This window comes from Cupriavidus sp. SZY C1 (assembly GCF_032190535.1).
GTDB classification, from domain to species: domain Bacteria; phylum Pseudomonadota; class Gammaproteobacteria; order Burkholderiales; family Burkholderiaceae; genus Cupriavidus; species Cupriavidus pauculus_C.
In genome coordinates this window covers 221,932-237,480 of record NZ_JAUANU010000005.1, presented here as the reverse complement: position 1 = coordinate 237,480, position 15,549 = coordinate 221,932, and the positions used below count along the sequence as shown (strand labels likewise).

The window sequence follows — 15,549 nt, the reverse complement described above, 5'->3', positions numbered from 1 at the left end:
CTTGCCGTACCGGCCGCCGCACTAGGCGGCCGTTTTGTTTGATCCGGCGCTTACTGCTTATGCGTGCGCCGCGACCCCTCGGCCACCCAGGCCCCCACCGTTTCACACAACCATTCCGGATCGTCGTGCGGCAGGTCATGGCCCGCCCACGGATGGCGCACGTGCCGCGCCGCGCGCCAGGCATCGGCAAGCCGGGCCGAGCAGGACGGATTGACCAGCCGGTCGGCGTCGGACGACACGATCAGCATTGGACGCGCCGGCGCCGCCGGCTGAGCCCGGAAGCGTGCGGCGGCCATCAGCTGGCGCCAGGCCGCGTCCCGCGTGACCGGCGCGGTCTGGCCGATTTCGACCCAGCGCGCCAGGTCGGCGTCGCGCGTATCCAGCCGTTCGCAGGTCAGCCGATGGATTGTGCTCTCGCAGCGCGGCCGGTCGTGCCAGTGGCGAACCATGCCGGCGATGGCGGCCCAGTTGCGCGGCCGCAGCCGCTCGGTGGCCCGGCTGAACGGACGCATGCTGGTGTTGACCAGCACCAGCCCGGCCACTTCGCCCGGCCACGCCTGCGCCCAGTCGGTGGCCACCATCGCGCCGAGCGACATCGCCAGGATGTGCCACGGCCCCGGCCACTGCGACGCCCGCGCCGCGCCGCGCACGGCCTCGGTCATGCCGCGCACGGTGGCCGGCACGGGCAGGTGGCGGGCGTTGCCATTGCCGGGCAGGTCGATCATCAGCGGCGGCGGCAGCCCGTGGGCGGTCCAGCGCTCGGGCAGGGTGCCCCAGTGGCGCGATTCGCGCGTCAACCCGCGCAGGAAGATCCAGCCGCTCATGGCGCCGTCTTGCCGTTCTGCCAGTGCGCGCGCGCCTGGTCCAGCAGCAGTTGCCGGTGCTGGCCGTGCGGCAGCCAGCGCTCGGGCGCCACGGCCACGCGGCCCAGGAAGTCGAACAGGCTCACGTGGCGGCGCAGCACGCGCGCGGTGCGGTGGGCCTTGATCGGATTGAAGATGCCGGCGCGCGAGAACAACTGGCGCGGGTTTTTCTTGATCCAGAGCCACGAGCCCAGTTCCAGCGTCATCGGCAGGAACAGGTTGGCCGGCGGCGTGCGGTCGTAGGCAAAGTCCCACAGGTCGCCGTGCAGCAGGTACTGGTGGCTCTGCGGCTCGAAGGCGTAGCCGTGGTGGGGGTGGGCCTGTTCGAACATGGTCTTGAGCAGGTACATCTCGGGCAGGTGTGGCATCGGCGCGTGCGTGCGCGCGTAGGGGAACCAGATGCTGTCGCGCCAGCCGTAGCCGGAATGGCAATCGACCGCGAAACTGAGCGGCCGGGGCAGCAGTTCCTGTTCCACCACGCGCAGCAGCGCCTGGCTTTCGGCTTCCATCGGCGATCCGGCCCGGCCGCGATACCACGGCAGCCACTTGCCGATGCGCTGGCCGCCGGCCAGGAACGGCACCGGGGCATCGGCATTCTGCGGCGCATTGCGCATCAGGTCCACCCCGTTGGGATTGGCGCGCGTGGCGAGGTACATGCCGCCCGGATTGACGATCGGCATGAACACCAGCCGCACCGTTTCGAGCTGGCGGTGCAGCAGTTCGTCCCAGCTCAGCCGGCACAGCAGCGAGCGCAGGTAGTCCAGCACGAGCTGGGTGCCGATGCGCTCCAGCCCGTGGATGCCGCCGAAGATGCCGATGGCCGGCGCGTCGGGCGCGCGGGTGCCAAGGCTGGCCACGTGGACGTCGAGCGTGCGGTCGGCCACGCTCACCTGGCACGCGCTGCGGGTGTCGAACCAGGGCTCGCCCAGCTCCAGCAGCGTCAGGAGCTGATCGTATTCTGGAAAAGCGTGGGGGGCCTGACCGGTCATCGGCGGGGTGCGGGGGCGGGTCAGTTCAATATAGGCGCTGGGGGCGGCGCCTCGCAACGCGGCCCGGCGGCATCGAGCGGCGCCACCAGGCAGTCCAGCAGGGCGCCCACCAGCCGCGTATGGCGGCGGCCGGCCAGGCAGTACAGGTATTCGTGGATCACCGGCGCCTCGCTGGCGAATGGCACGGCCACCAGCGCCGGGTCGTGCGGCACCTCGCCCACTGGCATCACGCTGGCGCCAAGGTTGTGGCGGATCGCCTCGCAGATGGCCTCGCGGCTGCCGATCACGGTATGCGACGGCATGCCCGCGCCGGCGGCCCGCAGCGACGCCTCGGTGGCCTCGCGGGTCATCGACCCCTGCTCGCGCACCAGCAGGTGGCAGGCGGCCAGTTCGGACACCTCCACGCGCGGCCGGCGCGCCAGCGGATGCACGGGATGCACCACCAGCACCATCGGGTCGGCGGCCAGCGTCACGCGGTGCAGGCGGTCGTCGTCGAGCGCGTGCGACGAGACCGCGGCATCGATCCGGTATTCGTAGAGCGCGTCGATCATCTGCTTGGAATTGCCGATCTCGATGCTGATCTCGATGGCCGGATAGCGCTGGCGGAACGCCGCCACGCTGCGCAGGATGTAGTACGGCCCGGTGGCCCCGATGCGCAGGTTGCCGAACCGCAGGTTGCCCGCGTTGCGCAGCAGGAAGTCGGCATTGCTTTCCTGCTGCATGATCTGCTCGGCCAGCGGCATCAGCGCCACGCCCACGTCGCTCAGGTCCACCCGGCTGGCGCGGCGATGGAACAGTTCCACCCCGTACAGCTCTTCAAGCTGGCGGATGCGACCGGTGACCGTGGGCTGGCTCACGCGCAACTGCCGCGCCGCCGTGGTGATGCTGCCCTGTCGCGCCACCTCGTAGAACGTCGTCAGCAGGTCGCCAAGCATGGGGGTATCCGATAGACCAAAGGCAATGGTCGCGGACTATAAGGCGGAAATGTGACAGGGTGACGAAGGGGGGCGGGCGAGGGTCTGCTCCCCTCTCCCGCAGGCGGAAGAGGAGTCGGGGGTGAGGGCGGGGAGGGTCTGCTTGCCGACCGTGTCCGCATATTGAGCGGCCGGCCCTCACCCCCAGCCCCTCTCCCGCAGGCGGGAGAGGGGAGCAGACAAGCCGGGGTGGATCAACCGCCCATCGCCGGATCCGACGTGGTGTGCTTGCCGTTCTCCAGCCGGCCGGCGAAGCGGCGGCTGAAGCCGCCCTGCTGGGTGGTGACCGTGAAGTCGTACCAGTTGCCTTGCGCCGCCACGGGCCAGTGCTGGTCGTGGTCCCCGCCGGCGGGCACTTCGAAGGTCCACGGGCCGTCCTGGCGATAGGCGTTTGGCTTGACCGTGAACGTGCACGGCGCGGAGCCCCGGTTCAACAGCGTGAGCCAGACGGCGGCGTTGGCCTCGTCGTAGCAGACGCGGATCTCCGGCGCGGCGCCGCCGCCGGCGGCCTTCTGGGCGGTGATGTCGCCCACGAATGCGCGGTGGTAGCCGTTCGGGCCCAGCACCCAGAAGTTGTAGCGGCCGCCGCTGGCGCTGACGTCGATCGTGGCGATGTGCTCCTTGCCGGCTTCGATCGCATAGCGGCGCGGCACGTTGCCCAGGTGCAGGCGGTCGTAGACGTGGAACACGGCTGCCTGCTGGCCGTCGTTCCTGAAGTGCAGCCGGAACGTATTGGTCAACGGCTCCTCCAGGCCGCTGGTGTGCAGCGAGTAGGGCAGCGCGCGCGACGGGCGCGTGCCGCTGGCCTGCTTCGGCATGGTCTGCGCCAGCACGGTCGGCGCGGCGATCTGCGGCTTGGCGTCCTGGTCGGTGCGCGCGGCGTCGGCGCCGGCCTTGGTCAGCGGCGTGACGCCGAGCGTGAAGTTGCCGTTCGGGTTGACGAAGTCGAACGCGCTCATCAGGTCGCCCATGATGGCGCGGCGATAGGCGCTGATGTTGGTCTCCGCCACGCCAAAGCGCTGCTCCAGGAAGCGCAGCACCGACGTGTGGTCGAACACCTGCGAGTTGACCCAGCCGCCGCGGCTCCACGGTGACACCACGTACATCGGCACGCGCGGGCCCGGGCCGAACGGCGTCTTGTCCACGCTGTAGTACTCGGTGTCGGCGTTCATCGTCGTGTGGCCCACCGGCTGGCCCGCGGCATCCAGCGCCGGTGCGCACGGCGGCGGCACGTGGTCGAAGAAGCCGTCGTTCTCGTCGAAGTTGATCAGCAGGACGGTGCGGCTCCAGATGTCCGGATTGGCCGTCAGCGCGTCCAGCACCTGCTGGGTGTACCACGCGCCCTGCACCGGGCTCGACGGCCCCGGGTGCTCCGAATACGTGGCCGGCGCCACGATCCACGACACCTGCGGCAGCGTGCCGGCGGCAATGTCGTCGCGCAGCGCCTGCAGGAAGCCGCCGTCGGGCATGGTGTTGGCGATGCCCTTGAACAGCGGGTTGGCGGTGTCGTCGGCCGGGGTGTACGGCGGGTACGGCGAGCCGTTGGCGGCATTGCCGCGCGCGGCGTTGGCGGCGCGGTACTGCTGGAAGCCGGCCAGCGGGTTGTCGGTGAAGTTGTCCGGCATGTTCTGGTAGACCTTCCAGCTCACGCCGGCGGCCTGCAGGCGCTCCGGGTAGGTCGTCCAGGTGTAGTTGATGCCGGTGGCGTCCAGCGAATCGCCGCGGTTGTCGATGACCGGGCCGCCGTGCGTGCCGGCCGGGTCGTTGGTGCCGGTCCAGTGGAACAGGCGGTTGGTGTTGGTGCCGCCGTGGAAGCTGCAGTGGTAGGCGTCGCAGATCGTGAACGCGTTGGCCAGCGCGAACTGGAAGCCCAGTTCCTGCTCGGTGTAGTAGCCCATCGACTGGGTCTGCTTGGCGGTGGGCCAGGCGCTCATGCGGCCCAGGTCCCACGCGGCCTGCGCGTCGGGCTGGCTGTGCGGCGTGCCGTTCACGCGCTGGGCGTTGCCGGCGGTCTGGTCCAGGTGATAGGGCAGCACCACGCGGTTGACGTTGCCGTTGGCGTAGGTCTGCTGGAACACGTTGCGGCCGCCGGGCAGCGGGATCGTGATGCGGTCGCCAAAGCCGCGCACGCCGGCCATGGTGCCGAAGTAGTTGTCGAACGAGCGGTTTTCCTGCATCAGCACCACGACGTACTCGACGTCGCGGATCGATTTGGTGGCGTTGTTGGCCGGGATGGCCAGGGCGCGGCGGATGGCGGGCGGGAACGCGGCAAGCGCGGCGGTGGCCGCGGCGCTGCCGCCGGCCATCTTGAGAAAATTGCGTCGGCTGCTGGAAGTCATGTCGGAATGCCTGAGTGGTCGGATGCGCGAAAGGGCGGACGTACGGTCGTGGGGCGGGCCCTCAGGGCGCGCACTTCATCTGCGGCGTGACTTCGGGGGTGCTGGCGCCGGTGCCGGGGTTGCCCGGCGTATTGGGCGTGCCGGGTGTGCCGGGCGTGGCCGGGCTGTCGCTGTCGCCGCCGCAGGCGGCCAGCGCCGCGCAGAGCAGCACGGCGGCCAGCAGGCCTGGGGGGCTGCGCCTGGCAAGGTGTCGGATGGCTTGGGTCATGGTCTGTTGGCTCGTGGGGAGGAACGGACCGCAGCGTAAGCAGCCCGGAGGTCACCCCGGTGACATGCGCATCAAGATTTCCGATGCCGGCATTCGCGAATTTTGTGGTCCATGTACAGACATTGCATACATGGGCAGGATACGAAAGACTTGCGGCCCAAGTGCCTTTTGCGATGCCGAAACGTGCATCTGCCATGCAATTCGTGCTGCGTCGCACCACGCCGTGTGCTAAGGTTTTAGACGTTTCGCTCAGATCCACGCTGGCGCCGCGCCCCCGCGGCGCCGCTGCATTTTCGGCAGACCCAGGCCCCACAAGGGCTGCAGGGTCGCCACCGGGCAATAGACCCGGATTGCGCTATTTTTGTTGCGGTCGCAACAGGCCGTGACCTTGCTTGTAAACGGGGCAGGCCGCCACCAGAGTAGAGGCGGATCGATGCGCGTTTGCAGGAGCTTCACATGGAACAGGAAAACGGATTCGTCTGGCACTACACGGTCGGCACACCGCTTGTCGCCATTGCCCGCTCAGGTCAACTGATGCCGGCCGTGGGGCACGCGAGCGCGCCGCGATCCGGCGACGGCATCCTGTGGTTCTCCCGTAACCAGCAGTGGGACCCGTCCGCCACCCGCGACGATGGGCTGAGCGCCGCGCGCCAGTCGCTGTCGCGCGCCGCGCTGCATGCGCGCTTCGGGCTGTACCGGTTCGGGCTGCCCGAGCAGGACCTTCGGCTGCTGCCGTGGCCCACGGTGACGCGCGTGGCCGACATCGACGTGCCCGAGGCCATGACGATGGTCGCCAGCGGCCTGCGCTGTGGCGCCGCGCCGACCGACTGGGTCGGCACGCTGTCGGCGATTCCGCTCTCGGACCTGCATTTCGAGAAATGGTCGGGCACCGCCTGGGTGCCGGCCGACCTCAACGAACTGGTGGCCCAGTTCGCCTGACGCCCGGGCCGCTCAGCGGCTCAGGCCCCGCGCCGCCACCGGCCACACGCATTCCACCACGCCGTCGCGCACGCCGATGATCTCGTCGTAGAGGTTCAGCGTCGGGTCGCAATGGCCCGGCACCAGCATCACGCGGCTGCCCAGCGCGGGCAGGTCGCGCACGCGGCTGGCCAGCCTGGGCGCGATGATCCCGTGCTCGTCGTTGGCCGCCACGTATTCCAGCGTCTCCGAGCGCGCGCCGTCATTCCAGATCCACGGCAGCCCCGAATCCACGGCCATCGACTTCAGGCCGGCATCCACCACCACGCGATCTCCGGCCGCCACGCTCATCACCGCGCTGGCGATGAACAGGCTGTGCTCGCAGTTCGTCGACGCGGGGCGCTCGTCGGTCAGGTACTCGTTGGCGCCATAGTCGGCGTCCATGAACACGTACGAGCCGGGCTGGATCTCGGTGTAGACGCCGCTCTGCAAGTCGAACTCCACGCTGCCGCTGCCGCCGCCGGTAATCACCATGTTGCGCGCGCCGGCGGCCTCCAGCCGGGCCACGAACGCGCCGGTGCGATCCGCCGCGCGCGCCGCGCCGGCACGCCGTTCCTGCCAGCCGCGCAGGTGCTGGATGCCACCGTGGTACGCCTGCAGGCCGCACAGCGACAGCGGATGAAGCCGCGTGATGCGGTCCACCAGCGGCAGCATCGCGGCCGGGTCGGTCACGCCGCAGCGCCCCTGGCCGACGTTGACCTCGATGAAGACGTCGAACCGGGTGCCGACCGCTTCGGCCGCCTTGGCCAGGATGTCGATCTGCGCCATGTCGTCCACGCAGACGCTGACGTGCGCACGCAGGGCCAGCTGGGCCAGCATCGCCGCCTTGGCCGGCCCGGCCAGTTCGTTGCTGATGTGGATGTCCCGCACGCCCGCGCGCGCGAACGGAATCGCTTCGCTGATCTTCTGGCAGCAGATGCCCACCGCGCCGCGCTTGATCTGCGCCAGCGAGATATCGGGGCACTTGTGCGCCTTGGCGTGTGGCCGCAGCTTGACGCGCGCCCGGTTGGCGGCGCGCTGCATGCGGTCCACGTTGCGCTCGAAGGCGTCGAGGTCCAGTACGAGCGACGGGGTGTCGATGGTGTCGGCGGGTTGGCCCGGGCGTGCGGCCGGCGGCAGATCGAAGGCGGTGGACATGGCGGGAGTTGCGTGGGAGATGACCGTTGACAGGCGGCCACAGCGTAACACGGCGTGCGGGATGCCTCGGCTTGGCGGGCCGGCCCCGGTCATCTACGATGGGTGGGGTGTCCCTTGCGGCGGTTGCGCTGCCCGCCAGCCCATCCGCGCCCCCATATCCACGCTCCAGGAGTCCGACATGTTCGCCCTGCGTCCCCTCGTTTCCCGTATCGCGCTGGCCGCTACGGCCGCCGTCGCGCTGGCCGCCGCGCCGGCGCTGGCCCACCACGGCTGGTCCACCTACGACGAGACCAAGCCGCTCACCGTGACCGGCAAGATCGTCGAAGCCCATTACGAGAACCCCCACGCCACGATCCGCGTCGACGCGCAGGGCAAGCGCTGGTTCGCGGTGCTGGCGCCGGTGTCGCGCATGACGTCGCGCGGGGCCACGGCGGAAAAGGTGGCCGTCGGCCAGCAGGTGACCATGGTCGGCTACGCCAGCAAGGAAAAGGCCGACGAAATGCGCGTGGAGCGCATCACGTTCGACGGCGGCCAGACCGTGGAGCTGCGCTGACCGATGGGCTGGCTCGATGGCTGGGCCGCGCAGTTGGCGGCGGCGCCGTTCGCGGTATGGCTGCGGGCGTCGCCATGGGCGTACCCCGCCTGCGAGATCCTGCACCTGGCCGGCATGGGGCTGCTGTTCGGATCGATCGTCGTGGTGGACCTGCGGCTCGCCGGGCTGGGCCGCCAGTTGCCGGTGTCGCTGCTGCTGCGGCACGCGCTGCCCGCGTCGGTGGTCGGCTTCGTCGTCATCCTGGCCAGTGGCGCGCTGCTGTTCGTGGCGCATGCCGATGAACTGGTCGCCAACCGCGCCTTCCTGGTCAAGCTGGGGCTGATCGCGTTCGGGGTGGCCAACGCGGCGTGGTTCCACGCCGGGCCGTATCGCCAGTTGCACGCCGGCGCGGGCTGGGAGACGCGCCGCGCGCCGCCCCCGCTGGCCCGCGCGTGCGCGGTGCTGTCGCTGGTGACGTGGACACTGGTGATCTGCGCCGGACGGCTGATTGCCTACGTCTAGCCCCAGCCGGTGGCGGTCATGTGGCGTCAGCGCCGCATGGTGGCCCTTCAATTTGATGTAGCGCAAACGCCGGGCAGCGCGCGTCTCAAGCTTTCAGGGTGGTGCGACGTTAAGGCGGGCTGAATCCATACGTGTAGAGCCCCCTTGATGAACAACCTCAGTATTCGCCACGGCCTGCTGGCGACGCTTGTGATTTTCGGCCTGATGATCGTATTCGGCGCGGTGCTTGGCGTGAGCCAGCTCAGCGCCAGCAGCGACGCCGCGGAACGTATCCACGTGATTGCGTCGCGCGCGCTGCTGCTCAACGACGCCTACAAGGACATGACGCGCGCGCGCTCCGCGCTGACGCGCGCGTACAGCTCGGCCAAGGCCAGCGGGCAGGCCAACGACGACGCGCTGGCCAGCGCGCAGAAGTCGATCGGCAAGTCGAAGGACGAGCTTGATGCGTTCGAGAAGGCGCCGGCCTTTCCGGAGCAGGATGCCGCCACCCGCGACGACATCGTCGCCGCCGGCCGCGCCCACATGGACGTGGTGCAGCGGGGCCTGGACGCGCTGCGCAAGGGCGACCCCGACGCCTACGCCGCCATCAACGACAAGGACATCACGGCGTCCGGCGCCAGGTACTCGGCCGGCGTGGAGCGCTTTCAGCAGTTCGCCACCAAGCTCAACGACGATGCGATGGCCGAAGGGCGCGCGCGCCTGAACCGGGTGATCGCGCTGGTCTGCGTGGGGCTGGCGATGTCGGCCGCGCTGATCGTCGCGGTGCACCTGGCGCTGCGCAAGCTGGTGGTGACGCCGCTGTACCTGGCGCGCGACCTGATCATGCGCGTGGCCGACGGCGACCTGACCATCGACGTGCCGCGCGCGGGCCGCAACGAGATCGGCCAGTTGCTCGATGCGGTGTCCCGCATGCAGGCGGGGCTGACGCAGACCGTGGCCAAGGTGCGCGCGGGTTCCGATGCGGTGACCACCGGCGCGCGCGAGATTGCCGCCGGCAACACGGACCTGTCGTCGCGTACCGAGGAGCAGTCGTCGGCGCTGGAGCAGACCGCCGCCAGCATGGAGGAGCTGACCTCCACCGTCGGCAGCAATGCCGAGAGCGCCACGCATGCCAGCACGTTGGCCCGCAACGCGGCAGACCTGGCCGCGCGCGGTGGCGAGGTGGTGCGCGGCGTCGTGCATACGATGAGCGAGATCAACAGCAGTTCGCAGAAGATCGTCGACATCATCGGCGTGATCGACGGCATTGCGTTCCAGACCAATATCCTGGCGCTGAACGCCGCCGTGGAGGCCGCGCGGGCCGGCGAGCAGGGCCGGGGGTTTGCCGTGGTGGCCGGCGAGGTGCGCAGCCTGGCGCAGCGCAGCGCCAATGCCGCCAAGGAGATCAAGGGGCTGATCGACTCGTCGGTCGACAAGGTGGACGCCGGCAGCCAGCAGGTGGAGCAGGCCGGCAGCACCATCGAGGAAATCGTGGCGGCCGTGAAGCGGCTGGCCGATACCGTGAGCGAGATCTCGGCGGCGTCGATCGAGCAGTCCAGCGGCATCACGCAGGTCAGCGAGGCCGTGTCGCAGATGGAGCAGGTCAACCAGCAGAATGCCGCGCTGGTGGAGCAGGCGGCCGCCGCCGCCGATTCGCTCGAAGCCCAGGCCAACCAGCTAGCCGCCGCCGTGGCGACGTTCCGGCTGGCCTGACCCCCGGGCGGCGCGCTCAGCCGGCGAGCTGTTCCTCGACGAACAGCAGCCGGTCGTTGCCCCAGTAAAGCTGGCCGTCGACGATAAAGCTTGGCGCGCCAAAAATGCCGCGCGCCACGGCGTCTTCCGTCGCGCGCTTCAGTTCGGCCTTGACCTCGGGATCGTCCAGCATCGCCAGCGCCTCGCGCGGGTCCAGCCCCGCCTCGGCTAGCACCTTGCCAATCTCGTTCGGATCGTTGAGGTTGCGGCCGGCTTCCCACATCGCCGTGTAGATGGCGTCCACGTAGCGCTGGAAGTCGGCGTCGCCCTTGCGCTGGTAGCCCACCGCGCCGCGCATCAGCGCCAGCGTGTTGACCGGAAAGTGCGGGTTGTGCCGGAACGGCACGCCGTAGCGGCGCGCCCAGCAGGTCAGGTCGCTATCGGACCACTGGCGCTTGGCCACGATCTCCATCGGGCTATGGTTGCCCGTCGCCTTGAACACCCCGCCCAGCAGCATCGGCCGCCAGACGATCGTGGCGCCCGTGCGGGCCGCCACGCGCGGCAGTTCCTTGTAGGCGAGATACGAATAGGGGCTGCCGAAATCGAAGAAAAACTCCACCTGCCTGGTCATGGGCTGTCTCCGTCGTGGTCGTGTCGGGTCTTTGGCCGCCGGCGCGGGGCCGGGGTGGCTTGCATTGTGACAGGAACTCCGCGCGGTTGTCCGGCCCAGTTGGCAGCGCGAAATCCGTCTTGACTTTATATCGTACGATATATATCTTACGATACGTCTTACGACATAACGGAGTGCACGATGCGACATCTTTTCGGACACCGGGGCCACCACGGCCACGCTCACGGCCACGGCCATCCCTTCCACCACGGCATGGGCCGGATGATGATGGCGGCGATGGGGCGGGGCGGCTTCTGGTCGGGCGGCGGCGGGGGAGACTTCGGCGGCGACGACGGCTTTGACGGCGACAACCTGCGCCGGGGCCGCAAGTTCAGCGCCGAGGACCTGCAACTGCTGCTGCTGTCGCTGCTCGACGAAAAGCCGTCGCACGGCTACGAGTTGATCAAGGCGCTGGAGACGCGCACCGGCGGCTTCTACAAGCCCAGCCCGGGCGTGGTCTACCCGGCGCTGACGTTCCTGGAGGACGTGGGCTATGCCACTGTCGACCTGGAAGGCAACAAGAAGCGCTACCAGCTATCCCAGGCCGGCCGCTCCTACCTGGACCAGCACCGCGCCCGCCTGGAGCAGATGGTGGCGCGCCTGCAGCACGTGGCGCGCAAGATGGACTTCATGCGCCGCGCCATGAGCGGCCAGCCCCAGCGCGACGTGGAAGAAGGCGGCTGGACGCCGGAACTGGTGCAGGCCCGCGCGCGGCTCAAGCAGATGCTGATGATGCGCAGCGGCGCGCCGGCCGACGAGCAGCGCCGCATCGCCGCCATCCTCGAACGCGCCGTCGACGAGATCGAACGCGGCGCCAGCCAGCCGGGGGGTTGACCATGAGCGATAACCGCGACCTGACCGTGCAGCGCGTGCGCCATCCGCTGAAGATGCGCCGGCTGCAGGTGCTGCGCACGCGCCAGGTGTCGCCGCAGTTGCTGCGCGTGACGCTGGGGGGCGACGACCTGGCCGACTTCGTATCCGCATCGTTCGACGACCACGTCAAGGTCTTCTTTCCCGCGCCGGGCACCCACCAGCCGGTGTTGCCCGAGGTAGGCCCCGACGGCATCGTGTTCCCCGAGGGCCAGCCCCGGCCCCAGGCGCGCGACTACACGCCGCGCCGCTACGACAACGCCGCGCGCGAGCTCGACATCGAGTTCGTGTTGCATGGCGATGGCCCGGCGTCCACGTGGGCGGCGCAGGCCCGGCCGGGGCAGGCCCTGGGCGTGGGCGGCCCGCGCGGGTCGTTCGTGATTCCGCACGGGTTCGACTGGCACCTGCTGATCGGCGACGACACCGCGCTGCCGGCCATCGGCCGCCGCATCGAGGAACTGGGGCCCGATGCGCGCGTGATCGTCGTGGCCGAGGTGGCCGATGCATCGGCGCGCATCCCGCTGGCCACCGGCCCGCACGCCGAGGTGCACTGGATCTTCCGCGATGCCCACCGCGATGCACAGGGCGGCGACGTGCCGGAAGGCAGCCAGCTCACCCCCACGCTGCGCTGGCTGACGCTGCCGCAGGGCGAGGGCTACGTCTGGGCCGCCGGCGAGGCCGCCGCGATGCGCGAGGTGCGCCAGCACCTGGTGAACGAGCGCGGCATCCACAAGACGCGCATCCGCGCGTCGGCCTACTGGAAGCGCGGCAACGCGGCCGTCCACGAGACGCTGGACGACTGAACCCAAAGTATGGTTTGCGCGGGCGTGCGGCGCGGCTACACTGCCAGCACGCCCATTGCCACGGACCCCGCCATGCCACGTCTGCCCCTGTTGCTCGCCGCCCTGACAGCCTCGATCGGACTGGCCGCCTGCGCGCCCGATTCGTTCCGCAACTACGAGGCGCGCGGCCTCAACAGCTATCTGGACAAGGTGCAGGACGTCTGCGCCAATACGCGCCTGGGCAGCCAGCCGCTGGGCGAATGGCTGCGCAGCGGATCGGACGACAGCGACAGCAACTACGTCTACTGGCTGGACCAGACGTCGCGGCTCTACTACAACCGCATCACCGTGCCGCAGTACCGCGACGCCATCGCCGCCACGTTCGGCGGCAGCAAGGCCAACGCCGACGCGCTGGACTGCATCGTGCGCAACCTGCCGGCGGACCGTCCCACCAGCCCGCCGGGCGGCATGTTCTGATTTTTGTGGCGACGGCCAGTTGTGCGATCGCGCGCGGCTGGCTATGATCAGTCCCCAGTGGCCGAGACAACGGCCACGACGTCGCTCGGACGGTTCCGGGCGCTTACGTAAAGGACTCCTCCATGACTGCCGAATCCGGCAAGCGCCGCTTTGCGCGCATCGATCGCCTTCCCCCCTACGTCTTCAACATCACCGCCGAGCTCAAGATGGCCGCCCGCCGCCGTGGCGAGGACATCATCGACATGAGCATGGGCAACCCCGACGGGGCCACGCCGCCGCATATCGTGGCCAAGCTCGTCGACGCCGCGCAGCGGCCGGACACGCATGGCTATTCGGCGTCCAAGGGCATCCCGCGCCTGCGCCGCGCCATCTCGCACTGGTACCGCGACCGCTACGACGTGGAGATCGACCCCGACCGCGAGGCGATCGTCACGATCGGGTCGAAGGAAGGGCTGGCGCACCTGATGCTGGCCACGCTGGACCGGGGCGATACCGTGCTGGTGCCCGATCCGAGCTACCCGATCCACATCTACGGCGCGGTCATCGCCGGGGCGGATATCCGCTCGGTGCCGCTGACGCCGGACATCGACTTCTTTGCCGAGCTGGAGCGCGCCATCCGCGGCAGCTACCCCAAGCCCAAGATGATCGTGCTGGGCTTTCCGTCGAACCCGACGGCGGCATGCGTGGAGCTGGACTTCTTCGAACGCGTGATCGCGCTGGCACGCAAGCACGACATCTTCGTGGTGCACGACCTGGCCTACGCCGACATCGTGTTCGACGGCTGGAAGGCGCCGTCGATCATGCAGGTGCCGGGTGCCAAGGACATCGCCGTGGAATTCTTCACGCTGTCCAAGAGCTACAACATGGCGGGCTGGCGCATCGGCTTCATGGTCGGCAACCCGGACCTCGTGGCCGCGCTGACCCGCATCAAGAGCTACCACGATTACGGCACGTTCACGCCGCTGCAGGTGGCGGCCATCGCCGCGCTGGAAGGCGACCAGCAATGCGTGAAGGAGATTGCCGCGCAGTACCAGGCGCGGCGCGACGTGCTGGCGCGCGGCCTGATCGAGGCCGGCTGGCCGGTCGATATCCCGAAGGCGTCGATGTACATCTGGGCGCGGATTCCCGAGCCGTACCGCGCGCTGGGGTCGCTGGAATTCTCGAAACAGTTGCTGGCCAAGGCCAAGGTGTCGGTGTCCCCGGGCATCGGCTTCGGCGACTTCGGCGACGAGTACGTCCGCTTCGCGCTGATCGAAAACGAATCCCGCATCCGCCAGGCCGTGCGGGGCATCAAGGCAATGTTCCGCGCGGATGGGTTGGTGAAGGTGGCGGGGGGGTGAGTTGGCCGATGGTTGTCTCCCGGGCGCCGCGGCGCGCCCGTATCTGGTATAAGACCCGGGAACATGGGAGCCGACCCCCGCTGGCGCGGGCGGGCCGGCCAGCCGGGGGAGCCAGATGGAATTGCGCCAGCTTCAGTATTTCGTGCGGGTGGTCGAACTGGGCAGCATGAGCCGGGCCGCGCTGGAACTGGACATGGTCCAGTCGGCCGTGAGCCAGCAGATCAGCCGGCTGGAAAGCGAGCTGGCCACCCGCCTGCTGCGCCGCACGCCGCAGGGCGTGACGCCCACCGAGGCCGGCCTGGCGTTCTTCCACGAAGCGCAGCTCACGCTGCGCCATGCCGAGCAGGCCCGCCGGGCTGCGCACCAGGCGCGGCTGTCCGGCGCGGTGAGCGTGGGGCTGGCGCCGACCACGGCGTCGGTGATCGGCGTGCCGCTGATCCGCGCGATGCGCGAGCGGTATCCCGACGTCCGGCTGCATATCGTCGAAAGTCTCTCCGGGCACCTGACGGCCATGCTCAACGCGCGGCAGCTTGACCTGGCCGTGCTGTTCGGCACGCACGCGGCCCGGCGCTGGACCGTGCTGCCGCTGCTGGAGGAAACGCTGTTCCTGATCCAGTCGCGCCGCAGCCTGCCGCAGGGCCGCGCCGATCCGCCCGCGCAGCGCACGATGGCGGACCTGGCCGGTGTGCCGCTGATCATGCCCAGCGGCGTGCACGGGCTGCGCAGCACGCTGGACGCCGCGTTCGCGCGCGCCAAGGTCACGCCGCACGTGGTGCAGGAGGTCGATTCGCTGGCCATGCTGATGGATGCCGTCGACATGGGCTTTGGCGCCACGCTGCAGCCGTGGGCGGCGGTCGGCCGCTATCCGGACGCCGAGACGCGCTTTCACCTGGCCCAGATCGACGATCCGCAGGTCGGCCGGCGCAACCTGCTGTGCAGCCTGTCCGACGACGAACTGTCGCCGGCCGCGCTGGCGCTGCGCGTGGTGCTGGGTGACACGGCGCGCGGGCTGGTGCGTTCGGGCGAGTGGCACGGCGCGAGGCTGCTGGAAGGCTAGGGCCGCCGGCCAGCGGGCGCGGGGCCGCCCATTCCGCTATGCTCGGGGACGCCAGGCGCGCCACACGCCGCGCCGCTCCC

The 15,549-nt window shown here is 69.7% G+C and carries 16 protein-coding genes; 9 read left to right on the top strand and 7 right to left on the bottom strand.

Annotated features, from left to right (window positions below; translation table 11 throughout):
* Window positions 1-50: 50 nt before the first annotated feature.
* The 5 genes from QTN24_RS10840 to QTN24_RS10820 all read right to left on the bottom strand — a co-directional run bounded on the left by QTN24_RS10840 (window position 51) and on the right by QTN24_RS10820 (window position 5,433).
* On the bottom strand, window positions 51-824 hold the full coding sequence (locus tag QTN24_RS10840; RefSeq protein ID WP_313836976.1) for an alpha/beta fold hydrolase: 774 nt from the start codon (window positions 822-824) through the stop codon (window positions 51-53).
* On the bottom strand, window positions 821-1,852 hold the full coding sequence (locus QTN24_RS10835; protein WP_313836975.1) for a M14 family zinc carboxypeptidase: 1,032 nt from the start codon (window positions 1,850-1,852) through the stop codon (window positions 821-823). The genes QTN24_RS10840 and QTN24_RS10835 overlap by 4 nt, the downstream gene beginning before the upstream one ends.
* Before the next feature lie 20 nt (window positions 1,853-1,872).
* Complete coding sequence (locus QTN24_RS10830) at window positions 1,873-2,787, bottom strand: LysR substrate-binding domain-containing protein (protein WP_124685311.1); 915 nt, start codon at window positions 2,785-2,787, stop codon at window positions 1,873-1,875.
* A 233-nt stretch (window positions 2,788-3,020) separates the two neighbouring features.
* A complete protein-coding gene (locus tag QTN24_RS10825; protein WP_313836973.1) occupies window positions 3,021-5,165 on the bottom strand; it encodes a phosphocholine-specific phospholipase C in 2,145 nt (714 codons plus the stop codon).
* Window positions 5,166-5,226: 61 nt separating this feature from the next.
* A complete protein-coding gene (locus tag QTN24_RS10820; RefSeq protein ID WP_313836972.1) occupies window positions 5,227-5,433 on the bottom strand; it encodes a hypothetical protein in 207 nt (68 codons plus the stop codon).
* Window positions 5,434-5,889: 456 nt separating this feature from the next.
* Here QTN24_RS10820 and QTN24_RS10815 point away from each other — a divergent pair, with 456 nt between their 5' ends.
* A complete protein-coding gene (locus tag QTN24_RS10815; RefSeq protein WP_124685308.1) occupies window positions 5,890-6,372 on the top strand; it encodes a hypothetical protein in 483 nt (160 codons plus the stop codon).
* 12 nt (window positions 6,373-6,384) lie between these two features.
* Here QTN24_RS10815 and QTN24_RS10810 read toward each other — a convergent pair whose 3' ends face one another.
* On the bottom strand, window positions 6,385-7,548 hold the full coding sequence (locus QTN24_RS10810) for a DSD1 family PLP-dependent enzyme (protein ID WP_313836969.1): 1,164 nt from the start codon (window positions 7,546-7,548) through the stop codon (window positions 6,385-6,387).
* A 178-nt stretch (window positions 7,549-7,726) separates the two neighbouring features.
* On the opposite strand from QTN24_RS10810, the gene QTN24_RS10805 reads away from it, so the two are divergent.
* From QTN24_RS10805 to QTN24_RS10795, 3 genes are all read left to right on the top strand, one after another.
* Window positions 7,727-8,101, top strand: coding sequence for a DUF6152 family protein (locus QTN24_RS10805; RefSeq protein WP_124685306.1), 375 nt, complete (start codon window positions 7,727-7,729; stop codon window positions 8,099-8,101).
* Window positions 8,102-8,104: 3 nt separating this feature from the next.
* Window positions 8,105-8,602, top strand: coding sequence for a DUF6644 family protein (locus QTN24_RS10800; protein ID WP_313836967.1), 498 nt, complete (start codon window positions 8,105-8,107; stop codon window positions 8,600-8,602).
* A 147-nt stretch (window positions 8,603-8,749) separates the two neighbouring features.
* Window positions 8,750-10,294: a methyl-accepting chemotaxis protein gene (locus tag QTN24_RS10795; protein ID WP_313836966.1), complete on the top strand. Its 1,545-nt coding sequence runs from the start codon at window positions 8,750-8,752 to the stop codon at window positions 10,292-10,294.
* A gap of 16 nt (window positions 10,295-10,310) precedes the next feature.
* On the opposite strand, the gene QTN24_RS10790 is transcribed toward QTN24_RS10795, so the two are convergent.
* Complete coding sequence (locus QTN24_RS10790; RefSeq protein WP_313836964.1) at window positions 10,311-10,904, bottom strand: 2-hydroxychromene-2-carboxylate isomerase; 594 nt, start codon at window positions 10,902-10,904, stop codon at window positions 10,311-10,313.
* 180 nt (window positions 10,905-11,084) lie between these two features.
* Here QTN24_RS10790 and QTN24_RS10785 point away from each other — a divergent pair, with 180 nt between their 5' ends.
* The 5 genes from QTN24_RS10785 (at window position 11,085) to QTN24_RS10765 (ending at window position 15,469) form a co-directional block, all read left to right on the top strand.
* Window positions 11,085-11,777, top strand: a complete 693-nt coding sequence (locus tag QTN24_RS10785) for a PadR family transcriptional regulator (protein ID WP_313836962.1) — start codon at window positions 11,085-11,087, stop codon at window positions 11,775-11,777.
* A 2-nt stretch (window positions 11,778-11,779) separates the two neighbouring features.
* Window positions 11,780-12,616 (top strand): siderophore-interacting protein, encoded by an 837-nt coding sequence (locus QTN24_RS10780; RefSeq protein ID WP_313836960.1) that lies wholly within the window; start codon window positions 11,780-11,782, stop codon window positions 12,614-12,616.
* Between the two features lie 72 nt (window positions 12,617-12,688).
* Entirely contained in the window at window positions 12,689-13,072 is a 384-nt protein-coding gene (locus QTN24_RS10775; RefSeq protein WP_313836958.1) for a hypothetical protein, read from the top strand.
* Window positions 13,073-13,194: 122 nt separating this feature from the next.
* Entirely contained in the window at window positions 13,195-14,412 is a 1,218-nt protein-coding gene (gene alaC / locus QTN24_RS10770; RefSeq protein ID WP_313836956.1) for an alanine transaminase, read from the top strand.
* 115 nt (window positions 14,413-14,527) lie between these two features.
* Window positions 14,528-15,469 carry a LysR substrate-binding domain-containing protein gene (locus QTN24_RS10765; protein WP_124685298.1) on the top strand — a complete coding sequence of 314 codons (942 nt, stop codon included), beginning with the start codon at window positions 14,528-14,530 and terminating at the stop codon, window positions 15,467-15,469.
* Window positions 15,470-15,549 lie beyond the last annotated feature (80 nt).

Coding starts and splice junctions, on each gene's coding strand:
- QTN24_RS10840 (WP_313836976.1), bottom strand. CDS start 824: ATGAGCGGCTGGATCTTCCTGCGCGGGTTGACGCGCGAATCGCGCCAC.
- QTN24_RS10835 (WP_313836975.1), bottom strand. CDS start 1,852: ATGACCGGTCAGGCCCCCCACGCTTTTCCAGAATACGATCAGCTCCTG.
- QTN24_RS10830 (WP_124685311.1), bottom strand. CDS start 2,787: ATGCTTGGCGACCTGCTGACGACGTTCTACGAGGTGGCGCGACAGGGC.
- QTN24_RS10825 (WP_313836973.1), bottom strand. CDS start 5,165: ATGACTTCCAGCAGCCGACGCAATTTTCTCAAGATGGCCGGCGGCAGC.
- QTN24_RS10820 (WP_313836972.1), bottom strand. CDS start 5,433: ATGACCCAAGCCATCCGACACCTTGCCAGGCGCAGCCCCCCAGGCCTG.
- QTN24_RS10815 (WP_124685308.1), top strand. CDS start 5,890: ATGGAACAGGAAAACGGATTCGTCTGGCACTACACGGTCGGCACACCG.
- QTN24_RS10810 (WP_313836969.1), bottom strand. CDS start 7,548: ATGTCCACCGCCTTCGATCTGCCGCCGGCCGCACGCCCGGGCCAACCC.
- QTN24_RS10805 (WP_124685306.1), top strand. CDS start 7,727: ATGTTCGCCCTGCGTCCCCTCGTTTCCCGTATCGCGCTGGCCGCTACG.
- QTN24_RS10800 (WP_313836967.1), top strand. CDS start 8,105: ATGGGCTGGCTCGATGGCTGGGCCGCGCAGTTGGCGGCGGCGCCGTTC.
- QTN24_RS10795 (WP_313836966.1), top strand. CDS start 8,750: ATGAACAACCTCAGTATTCGCCACGGCCTGCTGGCGACGCTTGTGATT.
- QTN24_RS10790 (WP_313836964.1), bottom strand. CDS start 10,904: ATGACCAGGCAGGTGGAGTTTTTCTTCGATTTCGGCAGCCCCTATTCG.
- QTN24_RS10785 (WP_313836962.1), top strand. CDS start 11,085: ATGCGACATCTTTTCGGACACCGGGGCCACCACGGCCACGCTCACGGC.
- QTN24_RS10780 (WP_313836960.1), top strand. CDS start 11,780: ATGAGCGATAACCGCGACCTGACCGTGCAGCGCGTGCGCCATCCGCTG.
- QTN24_RS10775 (WP_313836958.1), top strand. CDS start 12,689: ATGCCACGTCTGCCCCTGTTGCTCGCCGCCCTGACAGCCTCGATCGGA.
- alaC (WP_313836956.1), top strand. CDS start 13,195: ATGACTGCCGAATCCGGCAAGCGCCGCTTTGCGCGCATCGATCGCCTT.
- QTN24_RS10765 (WP_124685298.1), top strand. CDS start 14,528: ATGGAATTGCGCCAGCTTCAGTATTTCGTGCGGGTGGTCGAACTGGGC.